18 protein-coding genes and 1 tRNA gene are annotated in these 14,881 nt (G+C 71.5%); 14 read left to right on the top strand and 5 right to left on the bottom strand.

Going from position 1 to position 14,881, the window contains the following annotated elements:
• The first annotated feature begins 52 nt into the window (after positions 1-52).
• Entirely contained in the window at positions 53-925 is an 873-nt protein-coding gene (locus BN39_RS02005) for an endonuclease domain-containing protein (RefSeq protein WP_019200682.1), read from the top strand.
• Positions 926-989: 64 nt separating this feature from the next.
• On the opposite strand, the gene BN39_RS02000 is transcribed toward BN39_RS02005, so the two are convergent.
• Positions 990-1,565 (bottom strand): 5-formyltetrahydrofolate cyclo-ligase, encoded by a 576-nt coding sequence (locus BN39_RS02000; RefSeq protein ID WP_237741610.1) that lies wholly within the window; start codon positions 1,563-1,565, stop codon positions 990-992.
• A 51-nt stretch (positions 1,566-1,616) separates the two neighbouring features.
• On the opposite strand from BN39_RS02000, the gene BN39_RS01995 reads away from it, so the two are divergent.
• The 7 genes from BN39_RS01995 to BN39_RS01965 all read left to right on the top strand — a co-directional run bounded on the left by BN39_RS01995 (position 1,617) and on the right by BN39_RS01965 (position 7,789).
• Positions 1,617-2,516 (top strand): UTP--glucose-1-phosphate uridylyltransferase, encoded by a 900-nt coding sequence (locus BN39_RS01995; RefSeq protein ID WP_019200680.1) that lies wholly within the window; start codon positions 1,617-1,619, stop codon positions 2,514-2,516.
• Positions 2,517-2,543: 27 nt separating this feature from the next.
• Positions 2,544-3,791, top strand: coding sequence for a gephyrin-like molybdotransferase Glp (gene glp / locus BN39_RS01990; RefSeq protein WP_040766388.1), 1,248 nt, complete (start codon positions 2,544-2,546; stop codon positions 3,789-3,791).
• Position 3,792: 1 nt separating this feature from the next.
• The gene (locus BN39_RS01985) at positions 3,793-4,422 is read left to right on the top strand and encodes a GNAT family N-acetyltransferase (protein ID WP_019200678.1); all 630 of its coding nucleotides are present in this window, start codon (positions 3,793-3,795) and stop codon (positions 4,420-4,422) included.
• Between the two features lie 138 nt (positions 4,423-4,560).
• Entirely contained in the window at positions 4,561-5,835 is a 1,275-nt protein-coding gene (glpR, locus tag BN39_RS01980) for a gephyrin-like molybdotransferase receptor GlpR (RefSeq protein WP_019200677.1), read from the top strand.
• A gap of 43 nt (positions 5,836-5,878) precedes the next feature.
• Positions 5,879-5,954, top strand: a tRNA-Ala gene (locus tag BN39_RS01975).
• A 186-nt stretch (positions 5,955-6,140) separates the two neighbouring features.
• Complete coding sequence (locus BN39_RS21990) at positions 6,141-6,983, top strand: hypothetical protein (RefSeq protein WP_019200676.1); 843 nt, start codon at positions 6,141-6,143, stop codon at positions 6,981-6,983.
• A 131-nt stretch (positions 6,984-7,114) separates the two neighbouring features.
• Entirely contained in the window at positions 7,115-7,789 is a 675-nt protein-coding gene (locus BN39_RS01965; protein WP_019200675.1) for a DUF3159 domain-containing protein, read from the top strand.
• On the opposite strand, the gene BN39_RS01960 is transcribed toward BN39_RS01965, so the two are convergent.
• Together BN39_RS01960 and BN39_RS01955 are read right to left on the bottom strand one after the other, a co-directional pair.
• Complete coding sequence (locus BN39_RS01960) at positions 7,776-8,351, bottom strand: hypothetical protein (RefSeq protein ID WP_019200674.1); 576 nt, start codon at positions 8,349-8,351, stop codon at positions 7,776-7,778. The genes BN39_RS01965 and BN39_RS01960 overlap by 14 nt on opposite strands.
• Positions 8,348-9,307 (bottom strand): hypothetical protein, encoded by a 960-nt coding sequence (locus BN39_RS01955; RefSeq protein WP_148281391.1) that lies wholly within the window; start codon positions 9,305-9,307, stop codon positions 8,348-8,350. Before BN39_RS01955 ends, BN39_RS01960 begins: the two co-directional genes overlap by 4 nt.
• Positions 9,308-9,395: 88 nt before the next feature.
• On the opposite strand from BN39_RS01955, the gene BN39_RS23640 reads away from it, so the two are divergent.
• Positions 9,396-9,569: a hypothetical protein gene (locus tag BN39_RS23640; protein WP_019200672.1), complete on the top strand. Its 174-nt coding sequence runs from the start codon at positions 9,396-9,398 to the stop codon at positions 9,567-9,569.
• On the opposite strand, the gene BN39_RS01950 is transcribed toward BN39_RS23640, so the two are convergent.
• The gene (locus BN39_RS01950) at positions 9,551-9,907 is read right to left on the bottom strand and encodes a helix-turn-helix domain-containing protein (RefSeq protein ID WP_019200671.1); all 357 of its coding nucleotides are present in this window, start codon (positions 9,905-9,907) and stop codon (positions 9,551-9,553) included. The genes BN39_RS23640 and BN39_RS01950 overlap by 19 nt on opposite strands.
• A 107-nt stretch (positions 9,908-10,014) precedes the next feature.
• Here BN39_RS01950 and BN39_RS01945 point away from each other — a divergent pair, with 107 nt between their 5' ends.
• From BN39_RS01945 to BN39_RS01925, 5 genes are all read left to right on the top strand, one after another.
• Positions 10,015-10,440: a DoxX family protein gene (locus BN39_RS01945; protein ID WP_019200670.1), complete on the top strand. Its 426-nt coding sequence runs from the start codon at positions 10,015-10,017 to the stop codon at positions 10,438-10,440.
• Entirely contained in the window at positions 10,437-11,078 is a 642-nt protein-coding gene (locus BN39_RS01940) for an NAD(P)-dependent oxidoreductase (RefSeq protein ID WP_019200669.1), read from the top strand. Before BN39_RS01945 ends, BN39_RS01940 begins: the two co-directional genes overlap by 4 nt.
• Positions 11,079-11,146: 68 nt before the next feature.
• Positions 11,147-11,908: a 1-acyl-sn-glycerol-3-phosphate acyltransferase gene (locus tag BN39_RS01935; RefSeq protein ID WP_019200668.1), complete on the top strand. Its 762-nt coding sequence runs from the start codon at positions 11,147-11,149 to the stop codon at positions 11,906-11,908.
• 69 nt (positions 11,909-11,977) lie between these two features.
• Positions 11,978-13,039, top strand: a complete 1,062-nt coding sequence (locus tag BN39_RS01930) for a hypothetical protein (RefSeq protein ID WP_019200667.1) — start codon at positions 11,978-11,980, stop codon at positions 13,037-13,039.
• Positions 13,040-13,140: 101 nt separating this feature from the next.
• Positions 13,141-14,109: a hypothetical protein gene (locus tag BN39_RS01925; RefSeq protein WP_019200666.1), complete on the top strand. Its 969-nt coding sequence runs from the start codon at positions 13,141-13,143 to the stop codon at positions 14,107-14,109.
• 7 nt (positions 14,110-14,116) lie between these two features.
• Here BN39_RS01925 and BN39_RS01920 read toward each other — a convergent pair whose 3' ends face one another.
• A complete protein-coding gene (locus tag BN39_RS01920) occupies positions 14,117-14,860 on the bottom strand; it encodes an alpha/beta fold hydrolase (protein WP_019200665.1) in 744 nt (247 codons plus the stop codon).
• Positions 14,861-14,881: the final 21 nt, after the last annotated feature.

The following is a 14,881-nucleotide window of genomic DNA, read 5'->3' as shown; positions in this document are numbered from 1 at the left end:
GGCGACCTCTCCGCGCGGCCCCGCGTGGGTCGCCGTGGGCGAGGCTCTCGGTATGGCGGACATCGACGCAGTGGTGCAGCAGATCGCGGCCGAGGACGGCGGCGTGGTCTCCCGGCAGATGCTGCTCCGATGCGGCGTCGCCGCGGAGGAGATCGACGACGCCGTCCGCCTGCGATACCTCCGCGTGATCCGTCGTGGCTGGTACGACGCGGGAGGCTCGGATCCGCGGGTGGTGGCCGCGGTCCGCGCCGGCGGCGTGGTCGCGTGCGTGACCGCCCTCGGCAGACGGCAGGGGGTGTGGGCGGTCCCGGACGCCGGGGTGCACATCCGCAGGTCGATCCACTACAGGCGCGGTGCGGTCGACACCGGTTGCCGCGGGTACCGCCCGCTGGCGAAGGCGCTGCGCGCCGTGGACCCGATCCCCGAGGCGCTGGCGTGCGCCGCGCGGTGCGCCGAGGCCGAGCAGTTCGTCGCGCTCTGCGATTCGATCCTGCGGCACAGGCCGGGGTGGACGCGGTCCGACATCGTGCCGCTCCTGCGCGGCGCCCCACAGCGGACCGTCCGGCTCCTCGACGAACTCGACGGCCGGGCCGATTCCGGCGTGGAATCGCTGACCCGGTACCGGCTGCGACGGGCGGGGATCCGCGTGCGGACGCAGGTCCGCGTCGACGGCGTCGGACTGGTGGACATGCTCGCCGGCGAGCGGCTGATCATCGAGTGCGACGGCAGGGAGCATCACCTCGGGGCGCAGTTCGGCAGGGACCGGTGGCGCGATCTCGTGGGGGTGTCCGAGGGGTACCTCGTGATGCGGCTGACCTACCGCGCCGTCCTCTACCAGTGGGACGAGGTGTATCCGTTCATCGCCGCGGTGATCCGGCGCCGGGATCACCGCGACCGTTCCGCGAAAGTTCGCTCAGCGGGGTGAACGCGACCACTATGGCCGCGTCGGCCCGCTGCAGTGCATTTTCGCCACGGCCGTGGACCCGGGCCTAGAACTCCACCAACCCCGACGGGGTGAGGGCCGCGTGGACCGGTACGTCGGTGGGCTCCGACGGCAACGCGTCCACCAGCTCGTGGTCGTAGACCACCGCGATCAACCGGGCGCCGCGCGCGGCGGAGAGCGACCGGTCGTAGTAGCCGGCGCCGCGCCCCAGCCGCACCCCCGCGCGGGACACCCCGAGCGCCGGCAGCAGGACCGTGGACGCCTGGGCCAGCGCGTCGGTGCCGAGCCGCGGCCCGACGGGCTCCAGCAGGCCGAACGGCCCCGGCGCGAGACCGTCGCTGTACTCGGCCCAGTCGAGCGGCCCGTGCTCGACGGGGCTCACCGGCAGCAGCACCCGCGCGGAGAGGGCGTCGAGCAGTGCTCGAGACCCCGGCTCCGACCCGACGGGGACGTACGCCGCGACGCACGATCCCAGCGCGATACCCCGTACCACCTGCGATAACGCCTCCGCGGCTGTGGCGCGAAACACAGGTGTGAGATCGGCGCGACCCGCCCGGAATCGTGCGCGCCATTCCTTCTTGGATGCGGAAGGCCGCAGGTCAGCGGGTTCGGGATCGGTCACCCGCCCATCCTCGCATCGTTACACAAGTGTGACCTCCCTTATGGTGGGGGGATGAACACAGTGCCGTCCCTCCCGAAGACCGCGGTTGTTCCCGCCGCCGGTCTCGGCACCCGCTTCCTCCCCGCGACGAAGACAGTCCCCAAGGAACTGCTTCCCGTCGTCGACACCCCGGGCATCGAGCTCGTCGCCGAGGAGGCCGCGGCCGCCGGCGCCGAGCGGTTGTGCATCGTCACCAGCCCCGGCAAGGACGGCGTGGTCGCGCACTTCGTCGAGGACCTCGTGCTCGAGGGGACGCTGGAGAAGCGCGGCAAGAAGGCCATGCTCGACAAGGTGCGCCGCGCCCCCAACCTCATCCACGCCGAGGCCGTGATCCAGGAGAAGCCGTTGGGCCTCGGCCACGCGGTCGCCTGCGTCGAGCCCGTCCTCGACGACGACGAGGACGCCGTCGCGGTGCTCCTCCCCGACGATCTGGTGCTGCCGATCGGCGTGCTCACCACGATGGCGAAGGTGCGCGAGAAGCGCGGCGGCTCGGTGCTGTGCGCCATCGAGGTGTCGCCCGAGCAGATCAGCAGCTACGGCGCCTTCGACGTCGAAACGGTCCCGGACGCAACGAATCCCGATGTGCTCCGGGTCAAGGGCATGGTCGAGAAGCCCAAGGCGGAGGACGCCCCGTCGAACTACGCGGCGGCGGGCCGCTACCTGCTGGACCGGGCGATCTTCGACGCCATCCGCCGCACCGACAAGGGCGCCGGCGGCGAGATCCAGCTGACCGACGCCATCGCGTTGCTCATCAGCGAGGGGCATCCGGTGCACGTGGTGGTGCACCGCGGTACCCGACACGACCTCGGAAATCCCGGTGGCTACCTCAAGGCTGCGGTTGACTTGGCACTGGACCGCGACGACTACGGTCCCGACCTTCGCAGTTGGCTGAAGGATCGACTCGACCGGTAGAACGCCCGAAGAGAGAGGCACATGAGCATGCGCTCCGTGGAGGACCATCTGGCACAGGTGACGGCGGCCGCGGTCGCCCCTCGGCCGGTGCGCGTGGGCATCTCCGAGGCGCAGGGGCTGATGTGCGCGGAGGAGGTCGTGGTCGAGAACGCGCTCCCCGCGTTCGACCAGGCCGCCATCGACGGCTACGCCGTGCGCTCGGTCGACGTGGCGGGTGCCGGCGCCCCGGATGAGGAGACCGGCGAGCAGATCGTGGTCGCGCTGCCCGTGGTGGGCGAGGTCCGCGCCGGCAACCGCCAGCCCACCCGCCTGCAGCCCGGACAGGCCGTCAAGGTCGAGACCGGCGCGCCCCTCCCGACCCTCGCCGACGCCGTCCTACCGGACAAGTGGACGGACGGCGGCCTGTCCAAGGTCCGCGTCGGGCACTCCGTCCGGTCCGGGCAGTACGTGCGCCGCACGGGCGACGACGTCCAGCCGGGCGACGTGGCCGTGCGCCGCGGCACCGTCGTCGGGCCCGCGCAGGTGGGCCTGCTGGCGGCGGTCGGCCGCGACAAGGTCCTGGTGCATCCCCGCCCGCGCATCTCCGTGATCTCCGTGGGGCGCGAGCTGGTCGACATCGATCGCGACACCGCCGCCGGGCAGGTGTATGACGTGGCCTCCTACGCGCTGGCCGCCGCGGCCCGCGACTGCGGCGCCGAGGTGCACCGCGTGGGCATCGTCAACAACGACCAGGTGAAGCTCCGCGACCTCGTGGAGGCGCAGCTGCAGCGCTCCGAGGCCGTGGTCATCACGTCGGCGCTCGGCGGTACCGCGTCGGACGAGATCTCCACGGCGCTGGCCGATCTCGGTGATCTCGCGGTGGAGCGGATCGCGATGCACCCGGCGTCGGTCCAGGGCTTCGGCGCCCTGGGGCCCGACGAGGTGCCCACCTTCCTGCTGCCGTCGAACCCGATGAGCGCGCTGGTCGCGTTCGAGGTGATGGTGCGCCCGCTGATCCGGATCGCGCTGGGCAAGCGGCAGCCGATGCGGCGCCTGGTGACGGCGAAGAGCGCGGCGTCCTTCGAATCCCCCTCGGGGCGCCGCGAATACGTGCGCGGCCAGCTCATGCGCGACGAGGACTCCGGCGAGTTCATGGTGGCGCCGATTCCCGACGCCGGCTCCCACCTGCTGGTCAGCCTCGCCGAGGCGAACTGCCTCATCGTCGTGGACCCGGAGGTCACCGAGGTCCGCGCGGGCGACGACGTGGTCGTCGCGTTCCTCGCCCAGCGCGGCTGACGTGCTCGGCACCGATTGGCAGGTACGGCTGGGCCCGCTGAACACGGCCGCGGGTCGGGTGACGCTGCGCCCCATCCGTTCTCGTGACGCGAGGCAGTGGTCGAGGCTGCGGCTCCTCAATCGCGCGGAACTGGAGCCGTGGGAACCGTCGGGCGCTACGGACTGGCAGCGCCGGCACGCCGTCTCGGCGTGGCCCGCGCTGTGCGCGTCCCTCAAATCCCAAGCCCGTTCCGGGACGCTGGTGCCACTCGTCATCGAGGTCGACGGTGCCTACGCGGGCCAGATCACGATCGGCAACATCGCGCGCGGCCAGTTGCAGAGCGCGTGGGTGGGCTACTGGGTGGACCGGTCGGTGACCGGGCGCGGGGTCGCGACCACGGCCGTCGCGCTCGCGGTGGACCACGGTTTCATCGGGCTCGGCCTGCACCGCGTGGAGGCGACGGTCCGCCCCGAGAACGTGGCATCCCGGGCGGTGCTGGCGCAGTCGGGGTTCCGCGAGGAGGGCAGGCTCAAGCGATACCTGCACGTCGACGGCCTGTGGCGCGACCATCTGCTGGTGGCGCTGACCGCCGAGGAGGTCGTGGATTCGATGGTCGCGCGGGTCGTCCGGTCCGGCCGGGCCTGGTTCTGAGTGTTACTCGTGTGACGTATTGAGATTTTTGGGGTTTAACTACGGCGCGTCGGGTGGGATCGACTGCCCAGGTGAAATAGCCTTATCCGCGACTTACACGGATGTTATCCGTGCTCGATTTAGCCGGAGGGAGCCGACATGATCCCGCAGACACTGCTCTGGGTGGGGCTGATCGTCGCGTGGCTGGTGGTGCTCGTCCCGATGCTCGCCGCGCGGCATCCCAAGGTCAACCAGGTGTCCGATGCGACGCTGAAGACGAGGCTGCTGCACCGCGGCGGATCCGCTTCGCTCGCGTTGCGGCGCAAGGTCCGCCCGACGGCGACCGTCTCCGGCGAGGCGGGCCGCCTCGACGACGAGGTGGACGACGAGGCCGAGGACGCGATCGACGAGCTGGACGAGGACGACGAGGTGCTGTTCACCTCGCGCACCAGGACCGTCGAGGCGCCCGACGCGGCGGAGGCCGACGCCGCCGCCGACGAGGTCGAGGAGGCGCACACCTACGTCGACACCGACGTCGACGACCTGCCCGAGGCCGGACCGCTGGACGGCGACACCGTCGAGATCGTGGCCGTGCGCCGCGCCGAGGTGGCCCCCGAGCCCGCCCGCCCCGCGCCCGCACCCGTCGACGACGAGGCCGCCCCGATCATGGTGCGCGCGACGGCGCCCGCCGCCGGACCCGCCACCGCCGCGCCCGCGGAGGCTCGCGACGTCCCGGCCGACGACGACCTCGTGACCGAGCCCGTGGACGTCGTCGAGCGGCCCACGGCCACCGTCGAACCCGAGGACGAGGCGGCGGACGAGACCGAACCGGGCGCCGAGACCGAGGCGGACGCCGACGCGCTCGACTCCGAGCCCGGCGACGTTCCCGCCGACGAGGCGTTGACCGAGGAGGTCGCCCCCGTGGTGCGCTCCGAGGTGGAGCACGACGACGCCGACGACGCGCCCCTGCGCCGCCGCGGCGGATTCGACCCGGAGAACGACGCCCGCCTCTCGGAGGCCCGCTACCGCTCCCGGCAGCGCGTCACGATGGTGCTCGGCGTGCTCGCCGTGGTCGCGCTCGGCGCGGGCCTGATGAACGTGCCGTACGCCTGGTACGGCCTGGGTGCCGTCGTGGTCGCTCTGGTGCTGTTCCTCAGCTACCTGCGCCGGACGGTGCGCATCGAGGCCGAGATCCGCCGGCGCCGGATGGCGCGGCTCGAGCGGGCTCGTCGCGAGCGAGAGCGCGAGGCCGAGGTCCGCGACGGCATCCCGGCGCACCTGCGCCGCGGCGGTTGCGTGGTCATGGAGATCGACGACGAGGATCCCGCTTTCGACCACCTGCCGCGCTACCGCGCCGAGGAGTTCGATTTCCTGCAGGACGGCGGCCGCGACCGTCGCGACCTGCACGAACCCATGGAGCGCAAGGTCGGTTAACGGTTTGCCGGTGGGGCTTGCTAAAGTAGTCGAGTTCCGCCAGGGGGCTATAGCGCAGTTGGTAGCGCGCCTCGTTCGCATCGAGGAGGTCAGGGGTTCGATTCCCCTTAGCTCCACCAGGAACACCGCAGGCCAGGAGGATCTTCCTCCTGGCCTGCGGCCGTTTCCGGCTCCCAGCGGGCGTCCCCGTGTCTCAGCCCTGTCACAAAGCCCCGGGAACCGCGGTTTCCGCGGCGCGACCGCGTGGGGGATATGTAGCGTGCGCAATCGTCAGGTCACGACAACGACGACTGTGTGAGTGATACATGAGTGACGAGAAGTCCGGCGCCGAGAGCCGCGAGCCCGACGAGGCACCCGAGCAGGAGACCTCCGAGGCGAGGGCCTCCGAGCAGGAGGCCTCAGCGGAGGTGACCGCCGAGAGTTCCGGCGAGACACCCGAGGAGGCTCCGGAGGAGGCCGCGGACGAGCAGCCCGCCGCCGAGAACCGCGCCGCGGCCCGGGGCGGCGCGACCGACGAGCGACCGGGAGCGACCTCGCGGCGCACCACCGTCCTGACCGTCGTGAGCACCGTCGCGGTCATCGCGGTCCTCGCCGGCCTGATCGCGGGCGGGGTGCTGCTGGTCCAGCGGACGGGCGAGCTGGACGACATCAAGCGGGAGCAGGCCGACCGCGCGCACGCGGAGAAGGTGGCCGCCGACTACGCCGTCGCCGCGTCGACGTTCGATTACCGGGACCTCACCCCCTGGCGCACCGAGCCGGTCAAGAATGCGACGCCCGAGCTGAAGAAGAAGTGGGAGGCCTCGACGGGTGCGATGAACCAGCTCCTGCAGCCGCTGCAGTGGGTCTCGAAGGCGACGCTGCTGGACGCCGTCGAGAAGTCGGTCTCCGGGCCCGTCCGCACAGTGACCGTGTACGTGCAGGTCGACGCCACGAACGTGCAGAACCCCGAGGGGCGCACCGTGGTCAGCGTCTACGAGGTCACGATGGACCAGGACAAGGGCTGGCTCATCTCCGATGCCGGTGGTCCGCCGGGGCTGGCCGATCCCACGGAACAGGGCGCCGCGGCACCCCCGGCGGGGCAGGCGCCCGCAGCGCCGGAGGCCGGGATCCCCGCCGCTCCCGAGCCCGCCGCGCCCGCGCCGCGGTAGCGGAGGCGATAGGGGAGGCGATCGCGGTCAGCGCAGGCTGATGTGATGTGGATCACACGCGCTTGAGTGTGCCGTAGCGGCACGGAGTCTCCTCGGTATCGACGGAATCGACACCGAGGAGAGGAAACGTCGTGATCGACCACCTGCACAGCGGGATGACCGCGAACGAGACCGAGCCCGAGGCCGCGAAGCCCACCCTGCTCGACCAGATCGGAGGGCCATGGGGATTCGTGTACTCCACGATCCCGGTCCTGGTGTTCGTCGCCTGTGCCTCGCTGACCACACTTCCGGTCACGGTCGCCGTCTCCGTGGCGACGGGGCTGGTACTCACCGCGGTTCGGATCGTGCGCGGTGAGAAGGCTGCGGCGGCGAGCGGAAGCGTCACCGGAGTCGCCGTCGCAGCGGCGGTCGTGGCGTTCACGGGTTCCGCCCGTGACTTCTTCGCCATCGGGATCTGGACGTCGCTGCTGATCGCGCTCGCCACACTGGCGACGGTCATCGCGCGGCGTCCGGTGACGGGCCTCGTGTGGAACGCGGTGCACGGCGGCGGCCACGACTGGCGCGCCGACGGGCCTTCGCTGCGCGCGCACGACATCGCCACGCTCGCGATCGCGATACCCAACGCGGTGCAGTTCGGGGTGAAGCAATGGCTGTACCTGGCGGACGACGTCGCGGGGCTCGGCATCGCCAAGATCGCACTGAGCACGCCGATCACCCTGGTGATGCTGGCCGTCGCCGTGTGGGCCTTCCGCCGCACCAGCGGCCGCCTGCTGCGCCCCACGGACGAGGTTCTCAGCGCCGGCTGATCACCCCGGCGATCGCCTGCCACGCGGTGAGGCCGAGGATCAGCACCAGCACGATCGCCGCTCCCACCAGACCGGCGCCGGGGGAGACGTCGAGCCCGGGGGCGGAGCCCGCCGATCCGCCGAACACGGCGAAATCGCCTGTGCGCGTGATCCTCGGGGCCGGGCCGAACGCGGTGAACGCCGCAGCGGCGAGCGCCACCAGGCTGAGCAGGGCGATCACGGCGGTGCCGTTGCGGTGCACCCCGCGCCACGCCTTCAGCAGGCCGGTGGCCGCGGCCAGGACCATCGTGATCGGGACGAGCCCGACCGCGGGTACGGAGGTGAGTCCGCTGATGTCGAGGAACCCCAGCGCGACGGTGATCCGCCCCTTGTCCGTGCACTCCTCGGGCAGGAGCTCGCACACCATGTTTCCTCCGCCGGTGCCGTACAGCCAGCTCAGGGGGCTGAGGGAGTAGAGCGTGCGCTGGTCGAACCGCAGCGTCAGGATCGGCAGGAACGTGAGGCCGAGGCCGAGCAGGCCGAGTACGCCCGTCGCCGCGGCCACGATCCGCCCCGTGTTCACCGCGGGCCCGTCTGCTCGCCGTCCCCGGGCGCGCCGATCACGTATCCGGACGACGGTGGGGACGCCGGGAACTGACCGGACGGCGGCCCTGCCGGATGCTGTTGTGCGGCACCGGGTGCGGGCGGGTACTGCTCGACGGGCCGCTGCCACGCCTGGTGGTGCTCCGGGGGCACGACAGCCGGCACGGGCACGCCGGGCACCGGGCCGACGGCTGGAACGGCCCCGTATCCGCCCGGGAACGGGGTGGCGGGCACCGGGAGGGCCCGCGCACCGTCGGGCACGGTGCGGTTCTCGCCGAGCTGGAGGAAGTTCAGCACCGCTCCTGCGGAGGCGATCACGCCGAACGTGAGCGCCAGGATGAGGCCGATGCCGGGGCTCACGTCGACGAGCCGGTCGATGAGTTGGTCGACCGTCGTGATGCCGTCACCCATCTCCGCCTGGAAGTCGGTGGACAGCTGCCCGTCCAGGCGCACGCTGGGCAGCGGGTCGGCGACGATCAGCACCAGCGCCAACAGGGTGCCGCCGATCGCGCTGACCGCGGACGCCAGCGAGCCCTGGCCGTGCCTGCCCAGGATCCCCGGGACGGCGGTCAGTGAAGCCACCAGGAGGAGCAGCGGGGCGGCCATCGCGATCATCGGCGCGGGGAGCAGGGCGCCGTAGAAGCCCATCCCCACCTCGACGGTGCCCGTCACCTCGTCGTCCGGCAGCGGTCCCGGGTCGACGGTCACGGTGTACAGGTCGAACAGGGAGCAGAACAGCACAGCCAGCCCGGCCACGACCGTGACGCCGGCGCCCACGCGCGCGGTGGGGAACGGCCTCCCCGGGCCCGCGGGCGTCGCCGGCCCCGGCTGCCCGGGGAGCGGTCCCGGCGGGTAGTGCTGCGGATATCCCTGTGCCGGAAAGCCTCCGGTGGGGGCGCCGCCGTACTGCGGCACCGGTCCCTGCGGTTGTGCCATCGATCCCCCTGAATCCGCGACGTTGCGACCGCAACGCCTCCGGTCAGGACAGTACGCCAGATCGGCCGGATGCTCCTACCATGTGTCCATGACGCCCCTGGAACAGCTTCGGCGGTGGGAGGACTCGGGTGGCACGTGGCGGGTGCTGCGGGCCGACGGTGACCGGGTCAGCGTCGCGCTGATGCGGTGCGACGGGGGCGAGATCGCGGACCGCCTGGACTCCGACGATCCGGAGCTGCGGGCCTACCTCGCCGGGGCCTGATTTCCGCGCGCCGGGACCTGCGGCATGGTCCGCTCCACGGCGAGCGCGAGTCCCTGTACGGCGGAGGCGATCTCGGATCCCGCGTCGGTGAGGCGGTACTCGGTGCGCGGGGGGTTGGTGCCCGCGGAGTAGCGGCTGACCAGCCCGTCGTCGACCAGGCTGCGCAGCGTCTGGGTGAGCATCCGGTCGCTGATGCCCTCCACCTGCCGCCGCACCTCGCCGAAGCGCTGCGGTTCGGGGGTGAGCCGCCCGAGCACCAGTGCGCCCCATCGCCCGGTGACGTGCTCGAACACGCGCCGAGAGGGACAGTTCTTCGCGAATACGTCGAAGTCCGCCATTGCTCCCACCTTACCTAACGCGTACGGATCTATTGCGCTTACGTTTAGTTTGTGCTTCCATGGTAGCACCGAAGCTTGAAGCTTCAACTATCAATCAAGGAGTCCCCGTGATCAAGAGTCTGCTCAAGACGCAGTTCGTCACCCTCACGCTCGCCCGGATCATCCTGGGCATCACCTTCTTCGCCCACGGCTGGCAGAAGTTCGTCACCAACGGCATTGACAACGTCGCCGCGGGCTTCGAGAAGGCCGACGTCCCGCTGCCCACGCTCGCCGCGTGGTTCGCCGGCCTCGCCGAACTGGTCGGCGGCGCGCTGCTCATCGTCGGCTTCGCCGTGCCCCTCGTTGCGCTGGTGCTCATCGTCGACATGCTGGGCGCCATCTTCACCATGCACATCGACAAGGGCTTCTTCGCCACCGGCGGCGGGATCGAACTGCCGCTCGTCCTCATCGCCGGCCTCCTCGCCGTGGCCGCTGTGCCCCAGGCCTCGCTCGCCGTGGACGCGCTGCTGCTGAAGCGGAGGGCAGAGAAGTGACCGTCGTCGTCTTCGGAGCCTCCGGCTACGCCGGCGGCCACATCGTGAACGAGCTGGTCTCCCGCGGCATCGACACCGTCGGGGTGGCCCGTTCGGTCGAGAAGGTGCCCGCGGGCGCCACCGCCGTGGCGGGTGACGTCACGGACGCGGCGTTCGTCGCGCGCACCGTCGACGGTGCCGACGTGATCGTCTCGGCCCTGCCGACCGCGGCACCGTCGGGCGACGGTGCCGACCTGTCCGCCTCCGTCGCCGCGCTCGTCGCCGCGGCCCGCGAGAGCGGGGCGCGCCTGGGTGTGGTCGGCGGCGCCGGCAGCCTGCTCGCCGCCGAGGGCGGCCCCAAGCTGGTGGACACCCCGTCGTTCCCCGACGCGGTCAAGCCGATCGCGCAGGAGCACGACCGCGTGCTCGACCAGCTGCGCACCGTGGCCGACGTGGACTGGTTCTACGTGAGCCCGGCCGCGAGCTTCGGCTCGTTCAACCCCGGCGAGCGGCGCGGCACCTACCGCACCAGCGGCGACCTGCTGCTCACCGACGCCGACGGGAACTCCGAGATCTCGGGCGCGGATTACGCGCTGGCCTTCGCCGACGAGATCGAGCGCCCGGCCCACCACCGCGAGCGGTTCTCGGTCGCGTACTGATTCCCCGCGGTCCGCGCTGCGTCGTCGTATCCTTTCCTCGGCTACCGGAGGCCGGCCGAGGGAGGACGATGGCGCAGCGCGAACCCGTGTACCAGGCGGTGCAGGTCCTGGCGAAGTCGATACTGGCGGCGCAGGGGCTGCGGGTCGAATACCGTGGGGTGCACAACATCCCCGCTGACGGCGGCGTGGTGCTGGCCGTGAATCACACCTCGTACGTCGACTTCCTGGAGGCGGGTCTCACCGCCCGCCGCGCCGGGCGCTGGCCTCGATACATGATGAAGGCCGAGCTCCGCGAGAACCCGTTCATCGGCTTCCTCATGAAGCACTGCAAGGCGATCGGCGTGGACCGCGAGCACGGCGCGGAGAGCTATCACGAGGCCGTGACCGCCCTGGAGGCCGGCGAGGCCGTGATCGTCTACCCCGAGGCGACCATCAGCCGCAGCTTCGAGCTCAAGGAGTTCAAGTCCGGCGCCGCGCGGATGGCCATCGAGTCCGGTTCGCCGATCGTGCCCGTCGTCGTGTGGGGCACCCAGCGGATCTGGTCCAAGGGCACGGAGCGCCGGATCGGGCGGCACCGCTTCCCGGTCGTCGTGCAGGTCGGCCCGCCCGTCCCGCCCGACGGTGACGACCCCGCCGCCCTCACCGCGCGGCTCCGGACCGCCATGCAGGAGGTGCTCGACGAGGCGCAGGACGGGTTCCCGGCCCCAGCGGGGGAGCTGTGGGTGCCGGCCCGGTTGGGCGGCGGCGCCCCGCCGCCGGAAAAGGCGCTTGAACTGGAGCGGGAGGAGTTCGCGCGACGCCGCGCCGCGCGTGAGCAGCGCGGTTCCTGACACCCTCGTCGACTGCACAACTTATTGGTAGGTTTGCCGGGATCACCGACCGCGAACTGGGAGGAACCAATGACGCAGCCGCCGAACGATCCCGGCGACGAGAACCCCGGCGGATTCCCGCCGCCGCCCCCGGGTGGTTACCCGCCCCCGCAGCAGGGCCAGGGCTTTCCGCCGCCTCCGCAGGGCGGAGAGGGTTTCCCTCCGGGTGGGCAGGGCTACCCGCCGCCGCAGGGCGGGCAGGGGTTCCCGCCTCCGCCGCAGGGCGGCTTCCCGCCTCCGCAGGGTGGTGAGGGTTTCCCGCCCGGTGGCCAGGGCTACCCGCCGCCGCAGGGTGGCCAGGGGTTCCCGCCTCCGCCGCAGGGCGGCTTCCCGCCCCCGCCTCCTCCCGGCGGATACGGTGCGCCGCAGTACTACGGCGGCGGCCCGCAGCGCTTCAACGTCGGCGACGCCGTCAACTGGGCGTGGAACAAGTTCACCAAGAACGCCGTCGCCCTCATCGTCCCCATCCTGGTGTACGGACTCGCCCTGATCGCGATCACGGTGCTGGGCTACTTCCTGCTCTTCTCGATCATCCTCGGCACCTCCACCACCGATGCTGAGGGATACCTCGAGATGTCGAGCGGGGGGACCGTCGGCGCGACGGTGGCCATGGCCGTGCTGACCCTCGTGCTCGGCATCCTCGGGTACATCGTGCAGGCGGCCTACGTGACGGGCCTGCTCGACATCGCGGACGGGCGCGAGGTCTCCATCGGGTCCTTCTTCAAGCCGCGCAACACCGGGCAGGTCGTCCTGGCCGCCGTCATCATCGGCGTCGTCAGCGCGATCCTGAGCGTGATCCCGTTCGTCGGCACCATCGCCTCCATCGTGATCGCGTTCCTCACGATGTTCGTGATCCCCGTGATCATCGACCGGGGGCTGCCCGCCATCGAGGGCTTCAAGCAGGGCTTCGCGGTGATCCAGCGCGATATCGGGAACTCGCTGCTGGTCTTCGTGATCTCGTTCCTGATCTCGCTGATCGGCGCGTGCCTGTGCGGCGTCGGCCTGCTGGTCGCCGCGCCCGTGGCCGGCCTTCTGATCGTCAATGCCTACCGCCTGCTCTCGGGTGGCCAGGTGGCGCCGCCCACCCCCTGACGACGACTGTCGCGACGAGGCCCGCTCACCGATCGGTGGGCGGGCCTTCGCGTTGTGACGTTAAATAAGACACAACCGTTGTTGAAAAAGGGGAGGTATCCGTGACACGACCACCGAACAATCCGGGGGACAACCCGCAGGACAACCCGCAGCCCGGGCAGCCCGGGCAGCCGCAGCCGCCGCAGGGCGGCGTTCCGCCTCAGGTGCCGCCTCCGCAGGCAGGCCAGGGTTTCCCGCCCCCGCCGCCCGGTGGTTACCCGCCGCCCGGCGGATTCCCGCCGCCGGAGCAGCCGTACCCGCCGCAGGGCTACGGCCAGCCCGGCTACGGGCAGCCGGGCTATGCCCAGCCGGGGTACTCCCTGCCGCCGCAGGCGCACTTCAACCTGGGCGACGCGTTCTCCTGGGCCTGGAACAAGTTCACCAAGAACGCCGCGGCCCTGATCGTCCCGATCCTGGTGTACGGCATCATCACGCTGGCCGTGATGTTCCTCGGCGTCTACCTGGTCGGCTCGTTCGGCGTCGACGGCTCGTCGATCGACGCCGACGGCACCCGGACGGTCTCGCTGACCACGGGGGGCTCGATCAGCTCCGCGCTGCTCGCGCTGCTCGTGAGCATCATCGGGTATCTGGCCCTGGCGTCGTACGTCACCGGCCTGCTGGACATCGCCGACGGCAAGCAGGTGGGCATCGGCTCGTTCTTCGCTCCGCGCAACGCCGGCCAGGCCGTGGTCGGCGCCCTGCTGCTGGCCCTGATCCAGGGCCTGCTCGCCCTGATCCCGTACGTGGGCGGCATCGCATCGATCGTCGTCGGCCTCCTCACGATGTTCGTGATCCCCACGATCGTGGACCGCAACGTGAGCGTCGGCGAGGGCTTCAAACAGGGCTTCGCCGTGTTCCAGAAGGACGCCGGGAACTCGATCCTCGTCTACATCATCGCCGGCCTGCTGTTCATCGTCGGCGCCGCGATCTGCCTGGTGGGCGCCCTCGTCGCCGTGCCGGTGGCCGCGCTCGTCATGATCAACGCCTACCGGCTGATCTCGGGCGGACAGGTGGCCGCGCCCACCCCGTAACCCGCGCTCAGGCCAGGAATCGGAGCACCCGTCGCGTGAACGCGGCGGGTGCTTCCCTGTGCACGGTGTGGCCGCCGGTGAGTTCCTCGTAGCTGCCGCGGGGCAGCGCGTCGGCCACCAGCTGCAGGTACTCGGGCCTGAGGAAGTCGGCCGGCCCGCCCGAGACCACCAGTGTCTCCTGCGGCGTCTGCGCGAGGCGCTTCCACCACGCCGGATCCGGATCGAACTGGGGCGACACCGAATCCATCATCGTCTTGTCGAAGCGGGACAGCGCGCCCGGCGTCTGCACCACCTGCTTCACGGCCAGCCACACCCGGCGCGGGGTGAGGGGCTGGTCCATCGCGTCCTGCACCTGGTTCGCGTGCTGCGCGACCGGCGGCATCTCCTCGAGGACCAGCCGCCGCACACCGTCGGGCCTGCGCCACGCGAGCCGCAGAGCCGTCTGTCCCCCGAGCGAGTGCCCCACCACGTCGAACCGGTCCAGGCCCACGTGGTCGACGACCCGCTCCGCGTCCGCCGCGAACTCGTCCAACAGGTACTCCGCGCTGTGGTCGCTGCCGCCGTGCCCGCGCTGGTCGTAGGTGATCGTGTCCCGGCCGGCCGCGCGCAGGGCGGCGGCCGTGCGCCGCCAGGTCCGGTGGTCGGCGGCCATGCCGTGGATCAGCAGGACCGGCGGGCCCGACGGTGCCGGGGCCCGCACGTGCTGCACGCGCAGCCGCACGTCGCCGGAGGTCACGTAGTCGTGTCGCACCCGGTCCACTGTGCCACCCGG

Origin of the sequence: Tsukamurella sp. 1534, from assembly GCF_000312385.1 — a bacterium.
GTDB lineage: Bacteria > Actinomycetota > Actinomycetes > Mycobacteriales > Mycobacteriaceae > Tsukamurella.
This window is presented reverse-complemented; position numbering and strand designations above follow the sequence as displayed.